Source organism: Pseudoduganella aquatica, assembly GCF_009857595.1.
GTDB classification, from domain to species: Bacteria; Pseudomonadota; Gammaproteobacteria; order Burkholderiales; family Burkholderiaceae_D; genus Rugamonas; species Rugamonas aquatica_A.
In genome coordinates this window covers 35,014-54,428 of record NZ_WWCU01000029.1, presented here as the reverse complement: position 1 = coordinate 54,428, position 19,415 = coordinate 35,014, and the positions used below count along the sequence as shown (strand labels likewise).

Genomic DNA, 19,415 nt, shown 5'->3' with positions numbered 1-19,415 from the left:
ATCTTGCGGGGCCGGCGAGGGCGCCGGCTGAGGCGGTCCGACGGTGAGTATTTGTGACTTTTCCTCTCTGACAATCTGGTAATCTCACGGGCATTCTTATTCCGAAAGGGCGCCCATGCTTTGTCCGGTTGACGACGCACAATTAACGCTTGCCAGCTTTGGCGGCCACCGGATTCACCGCTGCCCGCAATGCCTGGGCGTGTCCTTGAGCGGTAGCTTGCTACCTGAATTGCGTGCACACGTGGCATTGCAACTGCACCAGCAGCGCGACTCCGCCGGCGTTCAGCCTTGCCCAGTGGACGGTCAGGCGATGAAGCCCATTGATTACCAAGGCGTTGCCATGTGCGCTTGCAGACAGTGCCTGGGTCTTTGGCTGGAGGCCGGTCAGTTTTCCCGCCTGCTGGAACTGGTCGAGCCGCCGAGGCAGGCGGACCTGTCGAATATAGGCCAGTGCGTGCCAGGCAGTTCTTCCTCCAGCAGCATTGATGGGCTTGGAGATATCTTGGAATTTGCTTCCGATGTTTTTGATGTTCTTGGAAATTTCACGGACTAAGTAATAAATTCTCTAAGCTGTACCTTGGCTTGCATTGAGTAGCGGTATTAGGCGGCAATCGGCCAGAATCACCTGGTCATCATGTTTGGAATTATTTTAGATTTTGGGAGCTTATGAATGCAACACATTTTTTTATCGCAAGTGTTAACGTGAGATATTGGCCGTCCATGAAATATCTAGCCATCATTTCTCTCGGTCTCGCCATTGCGTCTGCAGCGTTTGGGCAGGAGGGCTATTGGAAGGATGCGAAAGGGAATCCAGCTCCCGAAACAGAAGCTAGACGTTCGCTCAATGGACTTGGGGGCTCGTTGCTCGTTACGTCGGATGTAGATTGGCGCGAGAAATGGGACACGCCTTCTAATACTGTCCCGCACTTTAACGAGGCAAAGACCGTCGCAAAAGGCAAGCAAGTGTTCGTTCTCACCTTTTTCGCGAACCCCAAGCTGACTGCTGATGGTCGAGCAAACCTGACCTGCGACCTCGACGTAATAAGGCCGGACGGAACGACTTCAATTCATCAAACTGACATCGTTTGCTTTCAGGGCATTCTCAAAGGAAGCCCCTACAACATGTATCTTTCGGCACCTGTTCTTGGTTTCACTGGAGAGGTTTCTGATCCTGCCGGTACGTGGACGGTTCGCGTCTCGCTCAAAGACAACCTCAGAAACTCGGTGCTGCGACTCAAAACGTCCTTCATTCTCAAATGAGCGCTCCCACAGGGCCCTGCAATTCAAACGGCGCGATGAGCGGACTATCTAAAATTAACTTCTACGTGGCAGTGACGGCATCTTTTCGACAGGCCGCGTCCGGCCAGAAGCTGCCCATCACGAAATCCAAATGTCCATGCTATGAAACCTAAAACCAATTGCAAGAATTCCCTGGCCACCTGGCGATGCGTCCTTTGTGCGGTTATTACGTCACTTGCGGTTAGCGAAGGCGTGTACGCGGGCGTTCAAACGGAATCGTTTTCATTGAAAGAGCCGCTTTATGCCAGGCGTGGACATGGCCCTGAGGAATTGCTTGGGAACTTGGTAGTTTGCGCACAAACTTCTGACGATAAGATGCCCATGATTTCGATTAGTATCTCAATGCCAGACTCTGGGCAGGTGTTGATGGTTAAGGCCCCAATGAGCCAGCAGAAGAACAGCGTTGCGACCTTTAATTTTGACGACGATGGATGGGGAAATGCCGGTAGGGGAATACTTCAGAGGAAAGGCGAGGTAGTGGAACTGACATTAGAGCAAACGGGCGCTCAGCCAGACGCCGACAAGAACATTCGGCGGAACTACGGTACCTACTTGCTTCCCAGGGCGCCCTGCAACTGAGCAGCGTAGATTCGATTCGGCTTTCGGCTGCGGATTCAACCGGTCGACGCAACACACTAAACTGCTTAGGCAGGAGGAGTGTTGCCATGAAACGCAAACCACGAATCTATTACACTGACGAGCAAAAGGCATTGATGTGGGAACGCTGGCGTCAGGGTGAATCTCTGCAGCATATTGCCCAACTTTTCGGCCGAAGTCACGGTGCAATTCAGGGAATTCTTATTCAGAACGGCGGGATTAGTCCTGCTCAGCGCTGTCGTTCCAGGTTGGCTTTAACGATTGCTGAGCGCGAAGATATTTCGCGCGCGTTGGTGGCGGGGGCACCGATTCGGAAGATCGCTGCTTCGCTGGGGTGTGCTCCTTCCACCATCAGCCGAGAAATCAGGAGTAATGGCGGGCAGGCGCTGTACCGGGCAAACCAGGCCGACAAGCGCGCCTGGGATCGAGTCAGGCGCCCTAAGCGCTGTAGACTGGCAGAGAACCCTGCGCTGGCTGAAATGGTGGCTGAGAAGCTCCAACTGCAATGGTCACCCGAGCAAATTGCCGGATGGCTCAAGCGCGCTAACCTTGGCGATAAGGCTCATCAAGTGTCACACGAAACGATTTATCGTAGCCTGTATATCCAGGCGCGTGGCGCCTTGAAGAAGGAGCTGACAGAGCATTTACGTCGCACTCGAGTGATGCGCCGTTCCCGCCATCACACGATGAAAACGGAGAATCACGGCAGAATTACTGACGCAGTATCCATCAGTGAGCGCCCTGCAACGGCGGAAGACCTGGCTGTACCTGGGCATTGGGAAGGGGATCTGCTATTTGGTAGCCATAACAGCCAGATCGTCACGCTGGTCGAGCGCAAAACACGCTATGTGATGCTGGTAAAGGTCGCAGGCAAGGATACCGAGACTGTTGTGAACGCGCTGATCCAACACGCTATGAAGCTGCCACAGGAGCACTACAAGTCGCTTACATGGGATCGCGGCAAGGAGTTGGCTGACCACAAGCGCTTCAAGCTGGCGGCCGACATTCAAGTCTATTTCTGCGACCCTCGACATCCTTGGCAGCGTGGTTCAAACGAAAATACCAACGGCCTGCTGAGGCAGTATTTCCCCAAAGGCCTGGACCTGTCGAACTACTCTCAGGGCCAGCTCGATGCTGTAGCAAATCGGCTGAACGGACGGCCCAGGAAAACGCTAGACTATGATACCCCGGCACAACGATTTCACGAATGTGTTGCGTCGACCGGTTGAATCCGCAGGCGTTAACGGACATCGCATTCGCGTCATACTATTTGAAAATTCTATTCAACTATTGAGGCGAAGCATTGAAGAGAGCGTTATTTATCTGCAGCCAGAACCGGCTCCGCAGCCCTACAGCCGAGGCGGTGTTCGCTACTTGGCCAGGTGTCGAAACGGATTCCGCCGGTTTGGGTGGCGACGCGTCGGTGCCGCTGTCGCCTGAGCAGATCGCTTGGTCGAACATCATCTTTGTGATGGAGAAGGCGCACCGGACCAGGCTGTCGATGCGGTTCAAGCCGTACTTGAACGGTAAGCGCGTCATCTGCCTTGATATCCCGGATGACTATGAATACATGCAACCCGAATTGATTAAACTGCTGGAAGCGAAAGTGGGGCGCTTCCTGCGCTAGTTCGTTGACCAAGGAGCTTGAATGGCTGAGAAGCGTCCGGTTGTGCTGGAGTCGGAGCCGGAGATGGCCGATATCTAGGCCTTGGTTGGGCATTTGACGGCCTTTAACGCCGAGCAGGCAAATGGCGACACGCCGCAGTATTTGCTGGCTTCGGTGAGAAATGAGGCTGGGGAGCTTGTTGGCGCATGTTCGGCGCTACTTATTTGGGCTGGCTGCATGTGCATGTCATGTGGCTGCAAGAGTCGCAGCGAGGGCAGGGCTATGGTAGCGAGCTGCTGGCGGTTGCGGAAGCGGAAGGGTTGCGGCGCGGCTGCAAACAGTCCTATGTCGAAACGCTCAGCTTCCAGGCGCTGCCGTTTTATGAAAAATGCGGTTATAAAGTGTTTAGCCGTTTGCCGGACTCTCCTCCCGGCGGTGCCAGATATGCGCTGACCAAATCATTGGCATGAGGCCTGCGCGAGGCGGCCAAGCCCGCCGCAGGGGCGTCATGCTGGATCTCGTCATTTACGGATCAAGTGCCTGAATGTCGGTTCGATATTCCTGGAGTGCAGCAGGGCGATGATGTCTTCCAGCGTGGCGTCTTTCAGCAGCAGTCCGTCTTCGATTACGGCGGTAGGGGCAGCGGCGGGCGCCGGCGCGGAGGTGCTTGTCTGGACGGCCGGAGGCGCAGGCTGGAGCAGCTTCAGCGCATGCGCGAACTGGGCTTCGCTGATGCTGTGCAGGCCGTCGAGCAGCGCCGCTTGCCCGGCGGTGGGCGGCGGCATTTCCAGGCCGGACTCTTCCGCAAACGAGGCGCCCAGGCCGGGATTGATGAAGGCGGTCCATTTGCCCGTGCCCTGATGCAGGTAGGGCGGCAGTTCCAGCGCGGCGCCGTCGGGCTGCGGCGCGTCCGGCAAATACTTCGTCCACAGCTGCGCGGCAAACTGCCGCGCGAGTGCCTCGGGCACAGGCACGGCGAGCGACAGCCACAGGCCGTAGCCGCTGTCGCCTGATATGCTCACGGCCGGCGCGGGCAGGCCGAGTTCCGTCTGCAGCGCATTCGCCACGTCGCACAACTGGGTCCAGTGCTGCGCTTCCAGGCCACCCGCGACGGGGCGGAAGGGGATGGCGATGGCGCGCGTGCGGCCATCGGCAGCCAGCCGCAACTCCACGCCGGACTGGCCCTGCACGCGCTGGGCCAGCAGGTCGGCATAGGCCGCGTCGCCTGCAAGGCCGGCGGGAAGGTAGAGCCGGGTTAATTCCGAAATCAGATTCTGCATGTGTTTCCTTATGGTCCGACCCAGATTGTAGCGCGTGGCGCCGGTGTGGTTGTCCTGCGCACGAATGCCGCACGGTCCCGCTATGAGGTCGCGTGTTTTGTTAGAATCATTGCATGTATAAAAGTGAGGGTACATTCATGGAAGACCAGGACAAACTGCAGGGCCATGCTTGGTTCACGCTGTCCGGCGACGTCAACAGCGACATGGTGCACCGCATGTTCGATGCGGCGGCCGACATGAGCGAGGACATGGTGACGGACGCGCATGTGCTGCTGCAGTCGAACGGCGGCTACGTGAGCGACGGCATTTGCCTGTACAACTATATGAGCAACCTGCCGATCCGTTTCCATATGTACAACGCCGGGGCGGTGGCGTCGATCGCGGTGATCGTCTACCTGGCTGGCCACAAGCGCTACGCCAGCAGCACGGCGCGCTTCATGGTGCACAAATCGCACGCCAGCGCGCCGTCCGGGGCGCGGCCGGATGCGCTGCGCATCATCGTCGAGGGCCTGCAGGCGGACGACGCCCGCACCGAGGAGATCCTGCGCAGCCACGTCCAGTTCAGCGACGAGCACTGGCGCATCCACGCTTATTCGGACCTGCACCTGACCGCCGCCGAGGCGGTGAAGGTGAACATGATCAACAAAGTGACCGATTTCCGGCCGCCGGCCGGCCACCGCATCACCAATATCTGAAGACGAAGTAATGCCGCCCGGACCGAATGGCCGGGCGGCTGCATGTTGCGGACAGCGGCGCTTGCCAGCAGTACTAGCGGTTGCGCGAACCGCTGCGGCTGGCGCTGCGGCTCACTTCGCTGCGTGCTTCCTCGCTGCGCGAGCGGCGGCTTTCTTCCTTGCGGTCGATTGCGCCGCCCTGGATGTCGGCGCGGCCTACCGAGGTCGAACCAGGGGTTCCGGATTGACGGCTGGCGCTATTGGCATCACTATCCCTCTGGCGCTCCGTGCGTTGCTTCGATTTCATGTCGCTGTCCTTTATCTGTGCAGTGAGGAAAAAAATCAAACAAAATCACCATTTGTTTCCTGCAGGCTATTGCCTTGCGGCAAGAATGTGCAAGAATGCGGTATCGCGGCTGTAATCATGAAACGAACAATGAAACGGACAGGCCGGCCGCGCAGCCCGTCCCACTCAGGTTAGACCATGCTTTCACATCCGACAACTCCGGCAGCGCCAAAAAAAGCGGTTACGCCGCGCCATGCGCTATTGGAGAACCTGATCGAGATCGTCAAGCGGCATGTGGGCGATCAATTCCTGGACTTCACGACCCGTATCGCCGGTGCGCTGGTGGACGCGGCCGACGGCGCCGGCGACGTGCGCGAGCTGCAAGCGCGCATCCGCGCGGGCAATCTGTTGCGAAATGATCACTACCGCTATCTGAACCTGGTCCTGAAGGAGCTGGAGCGCGGCCTGCGGCGCGAGATTGCCGAGCTGGCCCCTGGCACCAAGGCCAAGCCGCGCCAGTTGGACCAGCCGCTGTCGCTGGTGTCGATGGAGGAGATGGACAACAAGGTCACGCTGGAGGGCATCAGCAAGCCCTTCGAGGCGCAGTATTCGGACGCGCTGGCCACGCTGAACGTGCGCCTGGCCTTCCTGCTGGACCGCGACATCCTGCGCGTGAACCAGAATCCATTCCGCCCCGACGTGTTTTTGCAGGCCTTGCAGCAGGCCTGGCTGGAGTTCAATGCCGACGAGGAGGCCGCCGGGCTGCTGCTGGCGCTGCTCAAGCCCGGCATGTTCATGGAATTGTCGTCCATGCTGGAGGAGCTGAGCCTGACCTTGCAGCGCAAGGGCGTGCTGCCCGGCTCGGTGGACGGCTACAAGGCGCGCAAGGCCGACTCGCACGACGCCAGCAGCGCCAGTCCGGCGCGCAAGCGCAAGCAGCAGGCTGAACTGGCCCAGCAGCTGCGCCAGTTCTTCTCCGCCACGCAGGATGGCCCGCTGGACCCGGACCTCATCATTCCCGATCTGCCCGACATCGCCAACCTGAAAGCGGGGGCGTGGGCGCAGGGCGCGGCCCAGGTGCCTGTGGGCGCGGTGCCGAACGAGGTGGCGCAGCGCGCCGCGCAGACCGCGTCCAAACAGCCGCTGATGAATTACCTGGCGCAGATGCAGCAAAGCGCCATGCCTGCCGCCGGGTTCGCCATGGCGGGCGGACAGGGCGGTGGCATGGCCGTGCCATATCCCGGTTTCGCAGCCCCGTTCCCGCCCGGCGCCGCCGCCACGGCCGGTTCCGTGCCGGCAGGCGGCTATCCGGCCGCCGCTCCCGGCGTGATGGGCATGGCCGGCGCGCCAGCCATGCAGGCGATGCAAGCCGTGCCTGCGGGTGCGGTGTTTGGCGGCTATGTGGCGCCTGCCGCCGGGTTTGTTCCGGCCGAAGGCATGGTTGCCGTGCCGGCGGGCTTCGCCGTGCCGGGCGCCATGCAGGCGGGTTCGCAGGCAGGCATGCAGGGCGTGGCCGTGGGCGCGCAGGGTGCAGGCCTGCTCGGCTTGCTGAACGCCGCCGCCAGCGCTGCGGGCGTGCAGGGCGTCGCCAGCCTGGGCGCTGCTCCGGACGCGGGCGCCGCGCCCAATGTGTTCTACCTGCCCAACATCAAAAAGAACGCCCCGGAAGGCAGCCTGACGCGCTCGGACGAAAGCACGATAGACCTGCTGTCGGCCATCTTCGACACGGTGTTCCGCGACCAGAACATCTCGCAGGAAATCCGTGACCTGATCCGCTTCCTGCAGATCCCGGTGCTCAAAGCCGCCCTGGTCGACAAGGACTTCTTCTTCCAGGACAGCCATCCTGCGCGCCGCATGATAGACCTGCTGTCCCGCATGGGCTGGGAACAGCGCAAGAGCCCGGAAGATCCGCTGTTCCAGGCCATGCAGCGCAGCGTCGAGCGCGTGGGACGCGATCACGACCTGGAAGTGTCCGCCTTCAGCGAGGCGGTGGAGGAACTGGAAGCGTCCATCAAGGCCGAGGAAGCGGCTTCGGCCGCCGCCATCGCCGAGCCTATCGCCGCCGCGCTCAAGCAGGAAAAAATGGCCGTGGCTGCCAAGTCGGCCCGGAACGCCGTTGCGCTGCGCATCGGCTCCGGCGAAGTGATCGCCATGGTGGAGGCCTTCCTCGAGAACAAATGGGTGTCCGTGCTGACCATTGCCTACAGCGTGGAAGAGGGCAAACCGGGCGCGGTGCAGAACGCCACCCAGACCATGGACGACCTGATCTGGAGCGTCAAGCCCAAGATTACCGCCGACGAGCGCAAGCAGCTGATCTCCAAGCTGCCCAAGCTGCTGTCCACGCTGAACAAGTGGCTGGACGTGATCAAGTGGCAGGACGCCGACCGGCTGCAGTTCTTCGCAGAACTGGCCGAATGCCATGCGTCCATCGTACGCGCGCCGCTGGAACTGTCGCCGGAGCGCCAGGTGGAAATCGCCATGGAAGTGGCGCAGAAGGCGGCCGAGCGCCGCCTGGAACTGGAGGCGCAAGCCGCCGCCGCCGCTGCCAGCGCCGCCCCCGAGCCCGAGCTGCCGCTGGACGACGACGCCACCATCGAGGCCGACGGCCTGGCGCGTGGCATGTGGCTGGAATTCGACCAGGACGACGGCAGCACGCGCAAGGTCAAGCTTGCCTGGATCAGCCCGCTGCGCACGCTCTACATCTTCTCCACCAGCGCGCGGCAGGAAGCGTTCTCGCTGTCCGGAGAGGCGCTGGTGCAGAAATTCCGCGAGCGCAGCGTGCGCGCGGTGCGCACCGAAGGCGTGGTGTCGCGCGCGCTGTCCGCCGCCATGGGCGGCCTGGCCGTCAACGACGCCAGCGTGGACCTGCCGGCCGGCGTGGCCGCCTGATCAGCCCCGCTTCAGGGCGGCGATCAGGCCGTCCGAAGCATCCTCAATATAATCCAGCACCTGGTCGAAGCCGTTCGGGCCGCCGTAGTACGGGTCCGGCACCACGTCCGAATCGGAGTGGGTGGCGTACTGCATGAACAGGGCCAGCTTGTGGCGGTGTTCGGGCGGGCAGGCCGCTTGCAGGCGCGCCAGGTTGTCCTGGTCCATGGCCAGCAGGTGGTCGTAGCGCGCGAAGTCGGCGGCGGACACTTGCCTCGCGCGCTGGGCGCTCAGGTCGTAGCCGCGCCGGGCAGCATGCTGCGACGAGCGCGCGTCCGGCGGATTGCCGACGTGGTAGGCGTGCGTGCCCGCCGAATCAATCTCCAGTTCCAGTCCGGCCGCCGTGGCGCGCTGGCGGAACACGCCCTCGGCCGTCGGCGAGCGGCAGATGTTGCCCATGCAGACGAATAATACGGAATGGTGCTTGGCCATCGGACCTCCTTTGCTTGCGGACGCTTATTTTAATGTAGCGCCGGGCGCCGCCAGGTACTCCCCGCCGACATGCATGGCCGTGGCTGGGGCGGTCGCGGCGATGGCGCGCAGGCGCTCCAGCACCAGCGCGGCGCCGGGCGACAGGCTGCGCCCGTACAGCTGCACGATGCCGATCTCCGCGTACAGCGGCGGCGCGTGGCTGAACCGGATCGGCGCCAGCCGCCCGGCGGCGACGCTGGGCGCCACGGCGGCCTCGCTGGCAATCAGCACCACGTCGCTTTCGCAGGCCAGGTCGGCCAGCACCTGCACATTGTCGCACTCCACCGCCACGGGCAGGGGCTCGTTCGCGTCCATGCCGAGCAGGCGCCGCATCGCTGCCTGCAGGCCGGCCGGCAGTTTCAGCGACACGAAACCGTACCGCAGCAGATCGCCAGGCTGGCGCTCGGCCTGCGCCAGCAGCGGGTGGCCTGCGCGGCACAGGAAACTGCCGTACTGGCGGCACAGCGGCGTGATGGCGATGGCGGCGTCCGGCTGGATGTCGCGCGTATCGGCCACAAAGAATTCGATTTCCTCGGCGTGCAGATGCTGCAGCAGGTAGCGCCAGTTGTGGCTGCTCACGGTCAGCTGCAGTCCAGGACGCTCGGCGCGCACGCTGGACAGCAGGGCGGGCAGAAAGGCCGCCGTCGGCAGCGGGCCGACGCCGAACGCAACCTGGCCGATTTCGCTGCTGCGCAGCAGGCCCATGTCACGCTCAAGGCTGCGCATCTGGTACACCAGCCGCCGCGCCTGCGCCATGAAGCTGGCGCCCACGGTGGTCAGCGCCACGTTGCGGTTGTCGCGGTCGAACAGCTGCAGCCCCAGCTCCTGCTCCAGCGTCTGGATGCTGCGGCTGAGCGCGGGCTGGCTCAGGTGCACTTTCTCAGCCGCCCTGGCGAAGTTCAGTTCGTCCGCCAGCGCGATCGCGTGGCGCATGCGCTTGATGTCCATGAGGGGAGTTTAATGCAAAGACTGCATTATAACGATCAAAATGATGCATTGGACAGCCGGTGGGCGCATCCATAGACTCGGATGACTACAATAAACCCGGAGATCGTCCATGTCGTACAAAACCGTCCACGGCGCCGTGCTTGCCGCCATCGCCCTGCTCGCGGCAGCCCCCGCGCCCGCCGCCTTCGCCGCCAGCGGTCCCAAAGCCGCCACCGCCGCCACGGCCGCGCGCAACGCCGCCTTCGGCGCCGGCCTGCCGCTGGACGACCAGCAAGCCTTCGAGGACGCCCGGCGCGGCCGCATCGCCGCGCTGCCGCCGGGCGTGCTGGCCGGCGCTAACGGCCAGGCCGTGTGGGACGCCGGACGCTACAGCTTCATGCAGGGCGCGGCGCCCGCCACGGTCAATCCCAGCTTGTGGCGCAACGAGCTGCTGAACAACGAAGCCGGCCTGTTCAAGGTGGGCGAGCGCATCTACCAGGTGCGCGGCATGGACCTGGCCAATATGACGTTGATCGAAGGCGATACCGGCTGGATCGTGGTCGACCCGCTGACCTCGGCGGAAGCGGCCAAGGCGGGCATGGCGCTGGCCGCCGCCCACCTGGCGCGCAAGCCAGTGGTGGCGGTGGTCTACACGCACGGCCATGCGGACCACTTCGGCGGCGTGCTGGGCGTGGCCAGCATGGATGAAACCAAATCCGGCAAGGTGCGCGTGATTGCGCCGGAAGGCTTTATGGAATCGGCCATTGCGGAGAACATCCTGGCCGGCAACGCCATGACGCGGCGCGCGGTCTACCAGTTCGGCACCGCCATCGGCGCGTCGGCGCAGGACGGCGTGGGCACCGGCCTGGGCAAGGCGGTCTCGGCGGGCACCATCGGCCTGCTGGCGCCGACCGACATCGTCAGCAAGACCGGGCAGGAAATGACGGTGGACGGCATGCGCTTCGTGTTCCAGATGGCGAACGGCTCCGAAGCGCCGTCCGAGTTCGTGTTCTACCTGCCGCAGCTCAAGGCGCTGTGCCTGTCCGAAGTGGTCAGCCACACCATGCACAACATCTACACGCTGCGCGGCGCCAAGATGCGCGACGCGCTGGGCTGGAGCAAATACATCAACCAGATGCTGGATCTGTTTCCGCAAGCCGAAGTGGCCTTCCGCAGCCACCACTGGCCGGTGTGGGGCCAGCAGCGCGTGCGCGCCCACCTGGCCAACCACCGCGACCTGTACCGCTACATCCACGACGAGGCGCTGCACCAGGCCAACCAGGGCGTGACCATGGACGAGCTGGGCAACGCGACCTTCATGCCCAAGGGACTGCAGCAGGACCTGTCCACGCACGGCTACTACGGCACGCTGAGCCACAATCTGCGCGGCGTGTACGACTTCTACTTGGGGTGGTACGACGCCAACCCGGCCACCTTGCAACCGCTGCCGCGTGTGGACAGCGCGCGCCGCCACGTGGCCGCGATGGGCGGCGCAGACAAGACGCTGGCGCTGGCCCGCGCCGCATTCGCCGAAGGCGACTACCGCTGGGTGGCCGAGATGCTGAACTACCTGGTGTTCGCCGAGCCGGGCAACCGCGCCGCGCGCGAGCTGCAGGCGGACACGCTGGAGCAGCTGGGCTACCAGGCCGAGTCCGCCATCTGGCGCAACGCCTACCTGACGGGGGCGCGCGAGCTGCGCGAAGGCGTGGCGCCGGCGCGCATCACGGCGCAATCGCCGGAGATGCTGCAGGCGCTGCCGACCGAGATGGTGTTCGACTTCCTGGCGGTGCGGCTTGACCACCGCAAGACGGACGGGCTGAACGTGGGCATCAACATCGCCTTCACCGACAGCGGCGAGCACTACGCGCTGGAGCTGTCCAATTCCGTGCTAAACAACACCAAAGGCCGCGTGCTGCCGAACGCCGACGTCAGCCTGAGCCTGACCCGCGAGGCGCTGTTCAAGATGCTGGTGGCCAAGGTGCCGCTGCCGCAGCTGGTCCAGTCCGGCGCCGTCAAGCTGGCCGGCGACCCGCGCGCGCTGGGCGCCGTGTTCGGCAGCGTGGCCGAGTTCAACCCGGTGTTCAACATCGTCACGCCGTAAGGCAGCGTTGCATTGCAGCCGGCGCTTACTGCGCCGGCTCGTCTTCGGGCGGCGCGTCCTGCCGTCCCTGTTCCAGCTTGCGCCGCGCGCGCAACTCCAGCTCCGTGATCTGCGCCTGCGCCATGCGCTGCATGTCCTGCAGCTCGATGATTTCCTTCATGATGGCCAGGCGCGCGGTTGGATCCTCCGTCTCCATCAAGGCCTTGCGCAGCGCCTCGATCTTCTTGCCCAGCACCTTGATCTGCGACTTCAGCATGGCGATGCGCGAGCCCGAATCCATGCCTCCATCGGCCCGGCTGGCGCCGGCTCCGGTTCCGGTACGTATGTGCATTGCGACTCCAGGACAGATTGAAGGAAGCAGCAGTATATCCTCACCCAGCGCCGTAAACCAAAGCGGGGTCAGTTCTGTCATCGCGTCATATGACGTGATGACAGAACTGACCCCGCTTTGGGTGGGACTGGTTATTTGGGGCGCATGCGGTCGCCGACCAGCAGGGCGGCGAGGCCGGGGAGGAGGAGGATGGCGCCGATCATGTTGACCAGGAACATGAACGCCAGCAGGATGCCCATGTCGGCCTGGAATTTCAGGGCCGAGAAGGCCCACGTCGCCACCGAGACCGTCATCGTCACCGCCGTGAACACGGACGCGGTGCCGCGCTGCTTGAGCGCTTCGACGAAGGCGGCGCGCAGGCTGCGCCCGGCTTGCGCTTCGTGCTTCATGCTTTCAAACAGGTAGATGCCGTAGTCGACGCCCACCCCTACACCCAGCGCCACCACCGGCAGCGTGTTGACCTTGACGCCTATGCCCACCGCCGCCATCAGCGCGTTGCACAAAATGGTGACCAGGGCCAGCGGCAGGATGATGCACAGCGTGATGCGCAGCGAGCGGAACGCGGCCAGGCACAGCAGGCTCACCGAGGCGAACAGCGCCAGGTTGACCCATTTGTCGGCCGCTTCCACCGCTTCGTTGGTGGCCGCCATCACGCCCACGTTGCCGCCGGCCAGGCGGAACTTCAGCTGCTCGGTGTCGTGCTCGGCCTTGAAGCGCTTGACCACGTCGACGATGCGCGTGATGGTGCCGGCCTGGTGATCGGCCGTGAAGACGGCCACCGGCATGGCGGTGCAGCTGGAATTCATCAGCTCATTGCCGAGCCGGGTGGCGAAGCCCACGCCCTGGGCGATCTGCGCGGTTTCCTCCGGCAGCACGCGCCATTTGATAAAGGTTTCCGCGTAGGCCTGGGTCACGCCTTTGACGAAGCCGGCCAGGCCGCGCACATTGGCCACGCCCGCTTCCTGGTTGAGCGTGAATTCCAGCTGTTCCATTTTTTCCATCACGGGGCGCTGCACGCAGGGCGATTCCTGGCCCTTGGCTTCGGCCACGATCTGCAGCAGGTCGACGCCGATGGCGAAGTGGCTGGTGATGACCTGCACGTCGCGGTTGTAGCGCGAGTCGGCGCGCAGCTCGGGCACGCCCTTGCCGAGGTCGCCGATCTGCAGCTGGCGCGCTTGCCACAGGCCGCCGGCCAGCAGCGCGCCGCCCAGCACCAGGGTCAGCGCGCCGCCCTTGCGCGTGGCCAGCGGGCCGATGCGTTCCCACAGGCGGTCGCCGCCGGTTTCCTTGCCGGCGTGGCGCTGCGCTTCGCTGGGCGAGAAGCGCAGGTAGGACAGCAGTATCGGCAGCAGCATCTTGTTGGTCACGATCATCACCGACACGCCCACGGTGGCGGTGATGGCCAGCTCGCGCACCATTTCGATCTCGATAAAGGCGATCACGATAAAGCCCAGCGCATTGGCCAGCAGCGCCATGGCGCCCGGCACGAACAGTTTCTGGAAGCTGTTGCGCGAGGCTGTCACGCCGTCTGCGCCGGCCAGCGTTTCCAGCTTCCAGGCGTTGGTCATCTGCACCGCGTGCGAGACGCCGATGGAGAAGATGAGGAAGGGCACCAGGATGGACATCGGGTCCAGTCCCAGCCCCATCAGCGGCAGCAGCCCCAGCAGCCAGACCACGGGCACCATGGCGCAGGCCAGCGCGCAGGCGCTGAGCTTGAGCGAGCCGGAGTACCAGTACAGCAGCAGGGCCGTGACCACGAAGGCGATGCCGAAGAACACCAGCACGCCCGCCGCGCCGGAGGCGATGTCGCCGATGGATTTGGCGAAGCCGATAATGTGCAGCGTGACCGGGCCGCGCTCGTATTTCGCGCGGATCTGCTCCAGCTTGGCGGCCACGTCCTGCAGGTCGAGGCGCTTGCCGGTGTCGGGATCGGTGTCCTGCAGGGTGGCCACCACCATGGCGGCCGTCATGTCGTTCGATACGATGCGGCCCACCCAGTCGGACTTCAGGGTGTTTTCCTTGACCTTGGCCAGCTGCTCGGGCGTGCCGGCGTAGTCGGACGAGACCAGGTTGCCGCCCCGGAAGCCGTCCTCCACCACTTCGTTGTAGCGCACGTTGTTGGTGAACAGCGAGGTGACCGAGCTGCGCTCGACGCCCTTGACGTAGAACACTTCATCGGTGACCTTGCGCAGCGTGTCCATGAAGGCGGGCTGGAAGATCTCGCCGTCCTTCTGCTTGACGGCGATCAGGATCTTGTTGGCGCCGCCGAAGTCCTTCTGGTATTCCATAAAGGTCTGCATGTATTCATGCTTGAGCGGGATCATCTTGGTGAAGCCGGCCTGCACGCGCAGCTGGCTGGCGCAGTAGCCCAGCGCCACGGTGACCAGGATGAACAGCACCAGCAGCGCTTTGCGCCACCGGAATATGCCGTGGGAGATGCGGCCGACCAGGCCGCCGCTGTGCTTGCTCATGGTGTTCCTTTCGCGCCGGGCTTGGCCAGGCTGACTTGCTCCACGCCGGCTTCGCCGACGGCGACCAGGCCGCCGCCATGCAGGCCCGATGTTTGGACGATCTGCGCCAGGCCTTTGCCGCGCGCGGTTTTGCTGAGGGTGAAGCTGCTGCCGTTGTCGGCGCTGACGGCCAGCAGGCCGGCGTTGCCGACCAGGACCAGGCGGCCGTCGGCGAGGCGGCTGCCGCGCATCAGGGCCAGCGAGGTGCCGGAGTCGATCTTGGTCCAGCTGGCGCCGTGGTCGGCCGAGCGGTAGATATTGCCGCGCATGCCGAAGGCCAGCAGGGCGCCGTCGGCGGCGGCGAGGGCGCCGAAGTAGGAGCCGGGGTAGGGCGAGGCCAGGGTTTGCCAGGTCTTGCCGCCGTCCGGCGAGCGCGCCAGCGTGCCCGATTCGCCCACCAGCAGCCAGTCCGGGCCGCTGGCCAGCACTTGCGAAATGTGGCGGTCGAAGTCGGCGCCCAGGGGCTGGCGGCGGGTCCAGCTGGCGCCGCCGTCGTCCGATTCGAGGTAGAGGCCGAAAGCGCCCCAGGCGACGTAGCGCTGGCCGCCCGCGTGCAGCACGCCCAGCAGGGAGTCCTTGCCGGCCGCGTCGGCGGCGACGGTTTGCCAGCTGTTGCCGCCGTCGGCGGTGGTGAGCACGGCGCCGCCGTGGCCCACGGCCACGCCGTGCAGGGCGTCGGCCATGGCCAGGCCGCTCAGCGTGCGGTTGGTGGCGGTGAAGCGGGCTTGCCAGGTCTGGCCGGCGTCGTCCGACAGCAGCACGGCGCCGCGTTCGCCCACCGCCAGCAGGCGTTTGCCGGCCTGGACCAGGTCTTGCAAGATGATGCGGTCGGCGCGCACTTGCAGGGAGGGCGCGGGGGCGATTTTGGCATCGGCGCCGGCGGCGGATGCAGGCAGAGCTGCGGCCAGCAGGGCTGCCGCTGCGACGGCGCAGGTGGCCGCGCGGCGGGCGGTCACGGGGTATTTCATGATGAGTTCCTCTTGGCTTGCGGGAAGGTGGTGGTGCGTGGGGAGCGCATGCGGACGCATACGCTGCGCGCTGCGTAGGGCGGGTTAGGACGAAGTCCGTAACCCGCCATGCGTGACGGGATGCAGGCTGCTTATTTGGTGCCGGCGCGGCGCAGCGCATCCGGCTGGAAGTCCGACCAGTTGCCCTTGACGCCGAATTTCCACGGCGTCTTGATCTCGTTGTCCAGCGTGGACACCAGGTAGTTGCCGTTGCTCAGGTCGTGCCAGATGTTCACGCGGTACCACGGCGCCATGGCGTCGTAATACTGCATGGTGCCGTGCACGCCGATGCGCCACAGCTGGCCCTGGCCGTCGTAGGCGTCCTCGTGCACCACGCCCCAGCTGTCCTCGTCCAGGTAGAAGGTGCGCTTGCCGTAGATATGCTTCTGACCCGCCTTCAGCGTCGCCTCCACCTGCCAGACGCGGTGCAGCTCGTAGCGCATCAGGTCCGGGTTGATGGAGTTCTTCTGGATGATGTCGGCGTACTTCAGCTTCTTGTCCGACAGCTTGTAGCTGTTGTACGGAATGTACATTTCCTTCTTGCCCACCAGCTTCCACTCGTAGCGGTCCAGCGCGCCGTTGTAGGCGTCGTACTGGTCGGTCACGCGCATGGCCTCGGTGCCGTCGGAGATGTTGTCATAGGCCAGGTCCGGCGCGCGGCGCACGCGGCGCTGGCCGGCGTTGTAGATCCACGCCTGGCGCGGCTCCTTCACCTGGTCGATCGACTCGTGCACCAGGTAGACCGTGCCCTGCAAGGTGGCCGGGGCGGTGAAGAAGCCCAGGAAGGAGAACTGGTGGTTCGGCGTCCTGGTGTCGAAATTGGCGTCCGACACGCGCAGCTCGCGGAAGCCCACGCGGTAGAAGTCGCCGTTGGCGCGCACCGGGAACCAGTCATAGGTGCGGTCGAAGCCGCCGCCCAGGTAGCGCGTCATGTGGTTGCTCATGGCTTCCTGGCCCGTTTTCGGAATCGGGAAGGGCACGTGCGAGCCCCCCAGCTCGGTCATGGCCGAGCCTTCCAGCTTGACCTTGGTGGCCTGCTCTTTGGCCTTGTCCGTCACTTCCTTGGGATAGGCGGCGCTGCGGTGGCTGGGGTAGACCACCATCTTGTAGCTCGGGTATTTCTTCAGCAGGGCCAGCGTGCCGGCGGCCAGCTTGTCCTTGTACTGTTCGGCGTTGGCGGCGGTGATGGTGAACAGCGACTTGTCCCCCGCGTAGGGGTCGGCATAGCCCTGCGCCGGGTTCCAGCCGGCCGGGGCCTTGGTCAGTCCGCCTTCCCAGCTGGGGATGGTGCCTTCCTTGTTGCCGGCTTTTTCGGCGCCGACCGGGGTCAGTTCCTTGCCCAGTTTGTCCGCTTCGGCCGGGGTGATGGCGGCCTGGGCGGAGAAGGCCGACAGCAGCGCTGCCAGCAGCGTGGTATGCATCATTTTCATTATTCGTGTCTCCAATTGCTTAGAAGGTGGCGCTGTAGGTCAGGCCGATGTAGTCGTGGTCGCGCAGCGGGTCGTAGGTCGCCTTGTGGTTGAAGCGGGTGTAGCTCAGCTCCAGGTTGTGGCGCTTCTGGTAGCTCAGGCGCAGGCTCAGGCCCAGCTGGCGGCGGTCTTCCAGCAACTGGCTGTCGAGCGAATAGCCCTTCACGTCGTGCGCGAAATAGACCGCCGGGTAGGCCGTGACGCCGGTGCCGGCCACGTTGCTGTACTCGAGCTGGCCGCGCAGGCGGTAGCCCCAGGCCAGGTCGGTGATGAAGCCGTCGTTCTGGCAGCCGGCCGGGCTCGGGTTGGTGGCGCCGCAGGTGGAGCCGCCGTACAGCGGATGGGAGGAGGTGCCGAACATGAAGGCGCGGCCGTAGCGGATGGCGCCGGCGTCCTTGTTGTCGGGCACGTTGTTGCGCTGAACGGCCAGCTCGCCGACCACCACGGCCTGCTGCGCGCCCAGCACGTTGGAGAAGGTGTTCACGCCGTTGACCTGGAACTGGGTCTTGTGGAAGCGGTCATAGCCTTGCACGTAGGTGCCCACGCCCTGGGCCACGGCGGCGCGCGCGACGGCGCCCAGCGGGCCGGCGCCTTGCAGGGCCGCGCCGATCAGGTCGTTGCCGTTGCGCTGCACCGGCACATTGGGCGAGTAGCTCAGCTCGGAGCCGATGGACCAGCCGCCCAGGTTGGTCGATGCGCTGAGCGCGAAGGTGCGCACGTCTTCCGGATATTCCCAGAAGGCCTGCATGGGCTTGATGGCCGGGTTGGTCATCGGGTTCAGCGCGGCCACGCCGGCAAAGCCCGCCAGCGGCATCAGCAGCGGAATGGCCGGGTTGATGGCTTTCAGGTTGGTGCCGGTCAGGCCGGAGACGATGGGCGTGCGCATGTGCACATTGGTGGCGTACAGGCCGAACTCGGTGTCGATGGCGTCCGCCGGGAATCGGTAGGCCAGGCCGTACTGGCCGCTGTCGCTGGCTTTCTTGCCCTGGGCGATGGGCACGTACATGCCGCCCTTGAAGGCGGCCACGCCGCTGATGCCGCCCAGCGGCACCAGCGTGGCGGCCTTGCAAGCGCCCGCGTCGGCCGAGATCGACGTTTCCGTCACGGACCAGTAGGTGCCGCAGGAATCGATCGAGGTGTTGCCCCACTGGTACTGGTAGAACGCTTCCAGCGAGTGGCCGCCACCCAGCCCCATGCTGGCCGACAGCGCGCCCAGCGGCAGCAGAGCTTCCTTCAGTTCGGCGCCGGGGCGGCGCAGCGTGCCCAGGTCGACCGGGTTGAGGCCGTTGACGCCCTGGATGAACAGGCTTTCGCCCCAGTTGATGACCTGGCGGCCCAGGCGCAGCTGCAGCGGCTTGTCCGCCACCTTGAAGGTGTTGTAGACGTAGGCGTCCAGCAGGTAGGCGCCGTCGAACTTCTGCAGGCGCTCCAGGCCGGCGTCGCTCAGCTCGGTGTTCGGGGTGTAGCCGTTGGCCATATTGCCGAAGCGGGCCTTGTGGTGCTTGCCGGCGTGGTCGTACCACAGTTTGGCGCGCACCAGCGCACCCATGTCGCCGTTCTTCACTTCCAGCTCGGTGAGCAGCTTGAACATGGTGGAGATGCGGTCGCCCTTGTCGTAGTTCAGGTTGCCCGCGTCGTTCGGATGGCCGGCGGTGCCGCCGCTCAGGCCGATCAGCTTGCCGTTGCCGGCGGTGTAGCGGTCCGCGTCCGGGGCGGTGGCGCGCCACTGCTGGCCGGCGAACACGGTGTTGTTCCAGGAGCCGGTCCAGCCGTTCTCGAGGTCGAATTCGGTGGCGCCTGCGCCGGCCGCCCAGGCCGCCAGCGCAGCGGCCAGCAGGCCCGGCAGGATGGTGTTCTTCTTGAAATGCGCTTGCATGTGTCCCCTCTTGGTATTGTGGTTTGCCGCTAGGCGCGGCTGTTTAGCACAAT

At 64.4% G+C, this 19,415-nt stretch carries 17 protein-coding genes; 8 read left to right on the top strand and 9 right to left on the bottom strand.

The annotated features are described in order from the left end of the window. Window positions 1-241: 241 nt before the first annotated feature. From GTP77_RS21625 to GTP77_RS21605, 5 genes are all read left to right on the top strand, one after another. Window positions 242-553, top strand: a complete 312-nt coding sequence (locus GTP77_RS21625; protein ID WP_187358797.1) for a TFIIB-type zinc ribbon-containing protein — start codon at window positions 242-244, stop codon at window positions 551-553. A gap of 113 nt (window positions 554-666) precedes the next feature. Then, window positions 667-1,260, top strand: a complete 594-nt coding sequence (locus tag GTP77_RS21620; protein ID WP_161074221.1) for a hypothetical protein — start codon at window positions 667-669, stop codon at window positions 1,258-1,260. Window positions 1,261-1,964: 704 nt separating this feature from the next. After that, the gene (locus GTP77_RS21615; RefSeq protein WP_161074220.1) at window positions 1,965-3,125 is read left to right on the top strand and encodes an IS30 family transposase; all 1,161 of its coding nucleotides are present in this window, start codon (window positions 1,965-1,967) and stop codon (window positions 3,123-3,125) included. A 74-nt stretch (window positions 3,126-3,199) separates the two neighbouring features. Next, on the top strand, window positions 3,200-3,523 hold the full coding sequence (locus GTP77_RS21610; RefSeq protein WP_161074219.1) for a low molecular weight protein tyrosine phosphatase family protein: 324 nt from the start codon (window positions 3,200-3,202) through the stop codon (window positions 3,521-3,523). 185 nt (window positions 3,524-3,708) lie between these two features. Further along, window positions 3,709-3,972, top strand: coding sequence for a GNAT family N-acetyltransferase (locus GTP77_RS21605; RefSeq protein ID WP_161074218.1), 264 nt, complete (start codon window positions 3,709-3,711; stop codon window positions 3,970-3,972). Between the two features lie 51 nt (window positions 3,973-4,023). On the opposite strand, the gene GTP77_RS21600 is transcribed toward GTP77_RS21605, so the two are convergent. After that, window positions 4,024-4,782, bottom strand: coding sequence for a hypothetical protein (locus GTP77_RS21600; protein ID WP_161074217.1), 759 nt, complete (start codon window positions 4,780-4,782; stop codon window positions 4,024-4,026). A gap of 137 nt (window positions 4,783-4,919) precedes the next feature. Between GTP77_RS21600 and GTP77_RS21595 the strand changes: the two genes are divergently transcribed. Beyond that, window positions 4,920-5,477, top strand: coding sequence for an ATP-dependent Clp protease proteolytic subunit (locus GTP77_RS21595; protein ID WP_161074216.1), 558 nt, complete (start codon window positions 4,920-4,922; stop codon window positions 5,475-5,477). A 73-nt stretch (window positions 5,478-5,550) separates the two neighbouring features. Here the strand turns inward: GTP77_RS21595 and GTP77_RS21590 are convergent, their stop codons facing one another. Beyond that, on the bottom strand, window positions 5,551-5,763 hold the full coding sequence (locus tag GTP77_RS21590) for a hypothetical protein (RefSeq protein WP_161074215.1): 213 nt from the start codon (window positions 5,761-5,763) through the stop codon (window positions 5,551-5,553). A 177-nt stretch (window positions 5,764-5,940) separates the two neighbouring features. On the opposite strand from GTP77_RS21590, the gene GTP77_RS21585 reads away from it, so the two are divergent. Beyond that, on the top strand, window positions 5,941-8,631 hold the full coding sequence (locus GTP77_RS21585; RefSeq protein ID WP_161074214.1) for a DUF1631 family protein: 2,691 nt from the start codon (window positions 5,941-5,943) through the stop codon (window positions 8,629-8,631). Here GTP77_RS21585 and GTP77_RS21580 read toward each other — a convergent pair whose 3' ends face one another. After that, entirely contained in the window at window positions 8,632-9,102 is a 471-nt protein-coding gene (locus tag GTP77_RS21580; RefSeq protein ID WP_161074213.1) for a low molecular weight protein-tyrosine-phosphatase, read from the bottom strand. A gap of 24 nt (window positions 9,103-9,126) precedes the next feature. Further along, a complete protein-coding gene (locus tag GTP77_RS21575) occupies window positions 9,127-10,089 on the bottom strand; it encodes a LysR family transcriptional regulator (RefSeq protein WP_223149379.1) in 963 nt (320 codons plus the stop codon). 109 nt (window positions 10,090-10,198) lie between these two features. Here GTP77_RS21575 and GTP77_RS21570 point away from each other — a divergent pair, with 109 nt between their 5' ends. Then, complete coding sequence (locus tag GTP77_RS21570; protein ID WP_161074211.1) at window positions 10,199-12,169, top strand: alkyl/aryl-sulfatase; 1,971 nt, start codon at window positions 10,199-10,201, stop codon at window positions 12,167-12,169. A 25-nt stretch (window positions 12,170-12,194) separates the two neighbouring features. Here GTP77_RS21570 and GTP77_RS21565 read toward each other — a convergent pair whose 3' ends face one another. From GTP77_RS21565 to GTP77_RS21545, 5 genes are all read right to left on the bottom strand, one after another. Further along, window positions 12,195-12,500 (bottom strand): hypothetical protein, encoded by a 306-nt coding sequence (locus GTP77_RS21565; protein ID WP_161074210.1) that lies wholly within the window; start codon window positions 12,498-12,500, stop codon window positions 12,195-12,197. 131 nt (window positions 12,501-12,631) lie between these two features. Beyond that, window positions 12,632-14,971, bottom strand: a complete 2,340-nt coding sequence (locus tag GTP77_RS21560) for an efflux RND transporter permease subunit (protein ID WP_161074209.1) — start codon at window positions 14,969-14,971, stop codon at window positions 12,632-12,634. After that, entirely contained in the window at window positions 14,968-15,978 is a 1,011-nt protein-coding gene (locus GTP77_RS21555) for a WD40/YVTN/BNR-like repeat-containing protein (protein ID WP_161074208.1), read from the bottom strand. The genes GTP77_RS21560 and GTP77_RS21555 overlap by 4 nt, the downstream gene beginning before the upstream one ends. Before the next feature lie 131 nt (window positions 15,979-16,109). Further along, window positions 16,110-17,447 (bottom strand): DUF1329 domain-containing protein, encoded by a 1,338-nt coding sequence (locus GTP77_RS21550; protein WP_229202288.1) that lies wholly within the window; start codon window positions 17,445-17,447, stop codon window positions 16,110-16,112. Window positions 17,448-17,466: 19 nt separating this feature from the next. Next, on the bottom strand, window positions 17,467-19,362 hold the full coding sequence (locus tag GTP77_RS21545; protein WP_161074207.1) for a DUF1302 domain-containing protein: 1,896 nt from the start codon (window positions 19,360-19,362) through the stop codon (window positions 17,467-17,469). Between the last annotated feature and the right edge of the window lie 53 nt (window positions 19,363-19,415).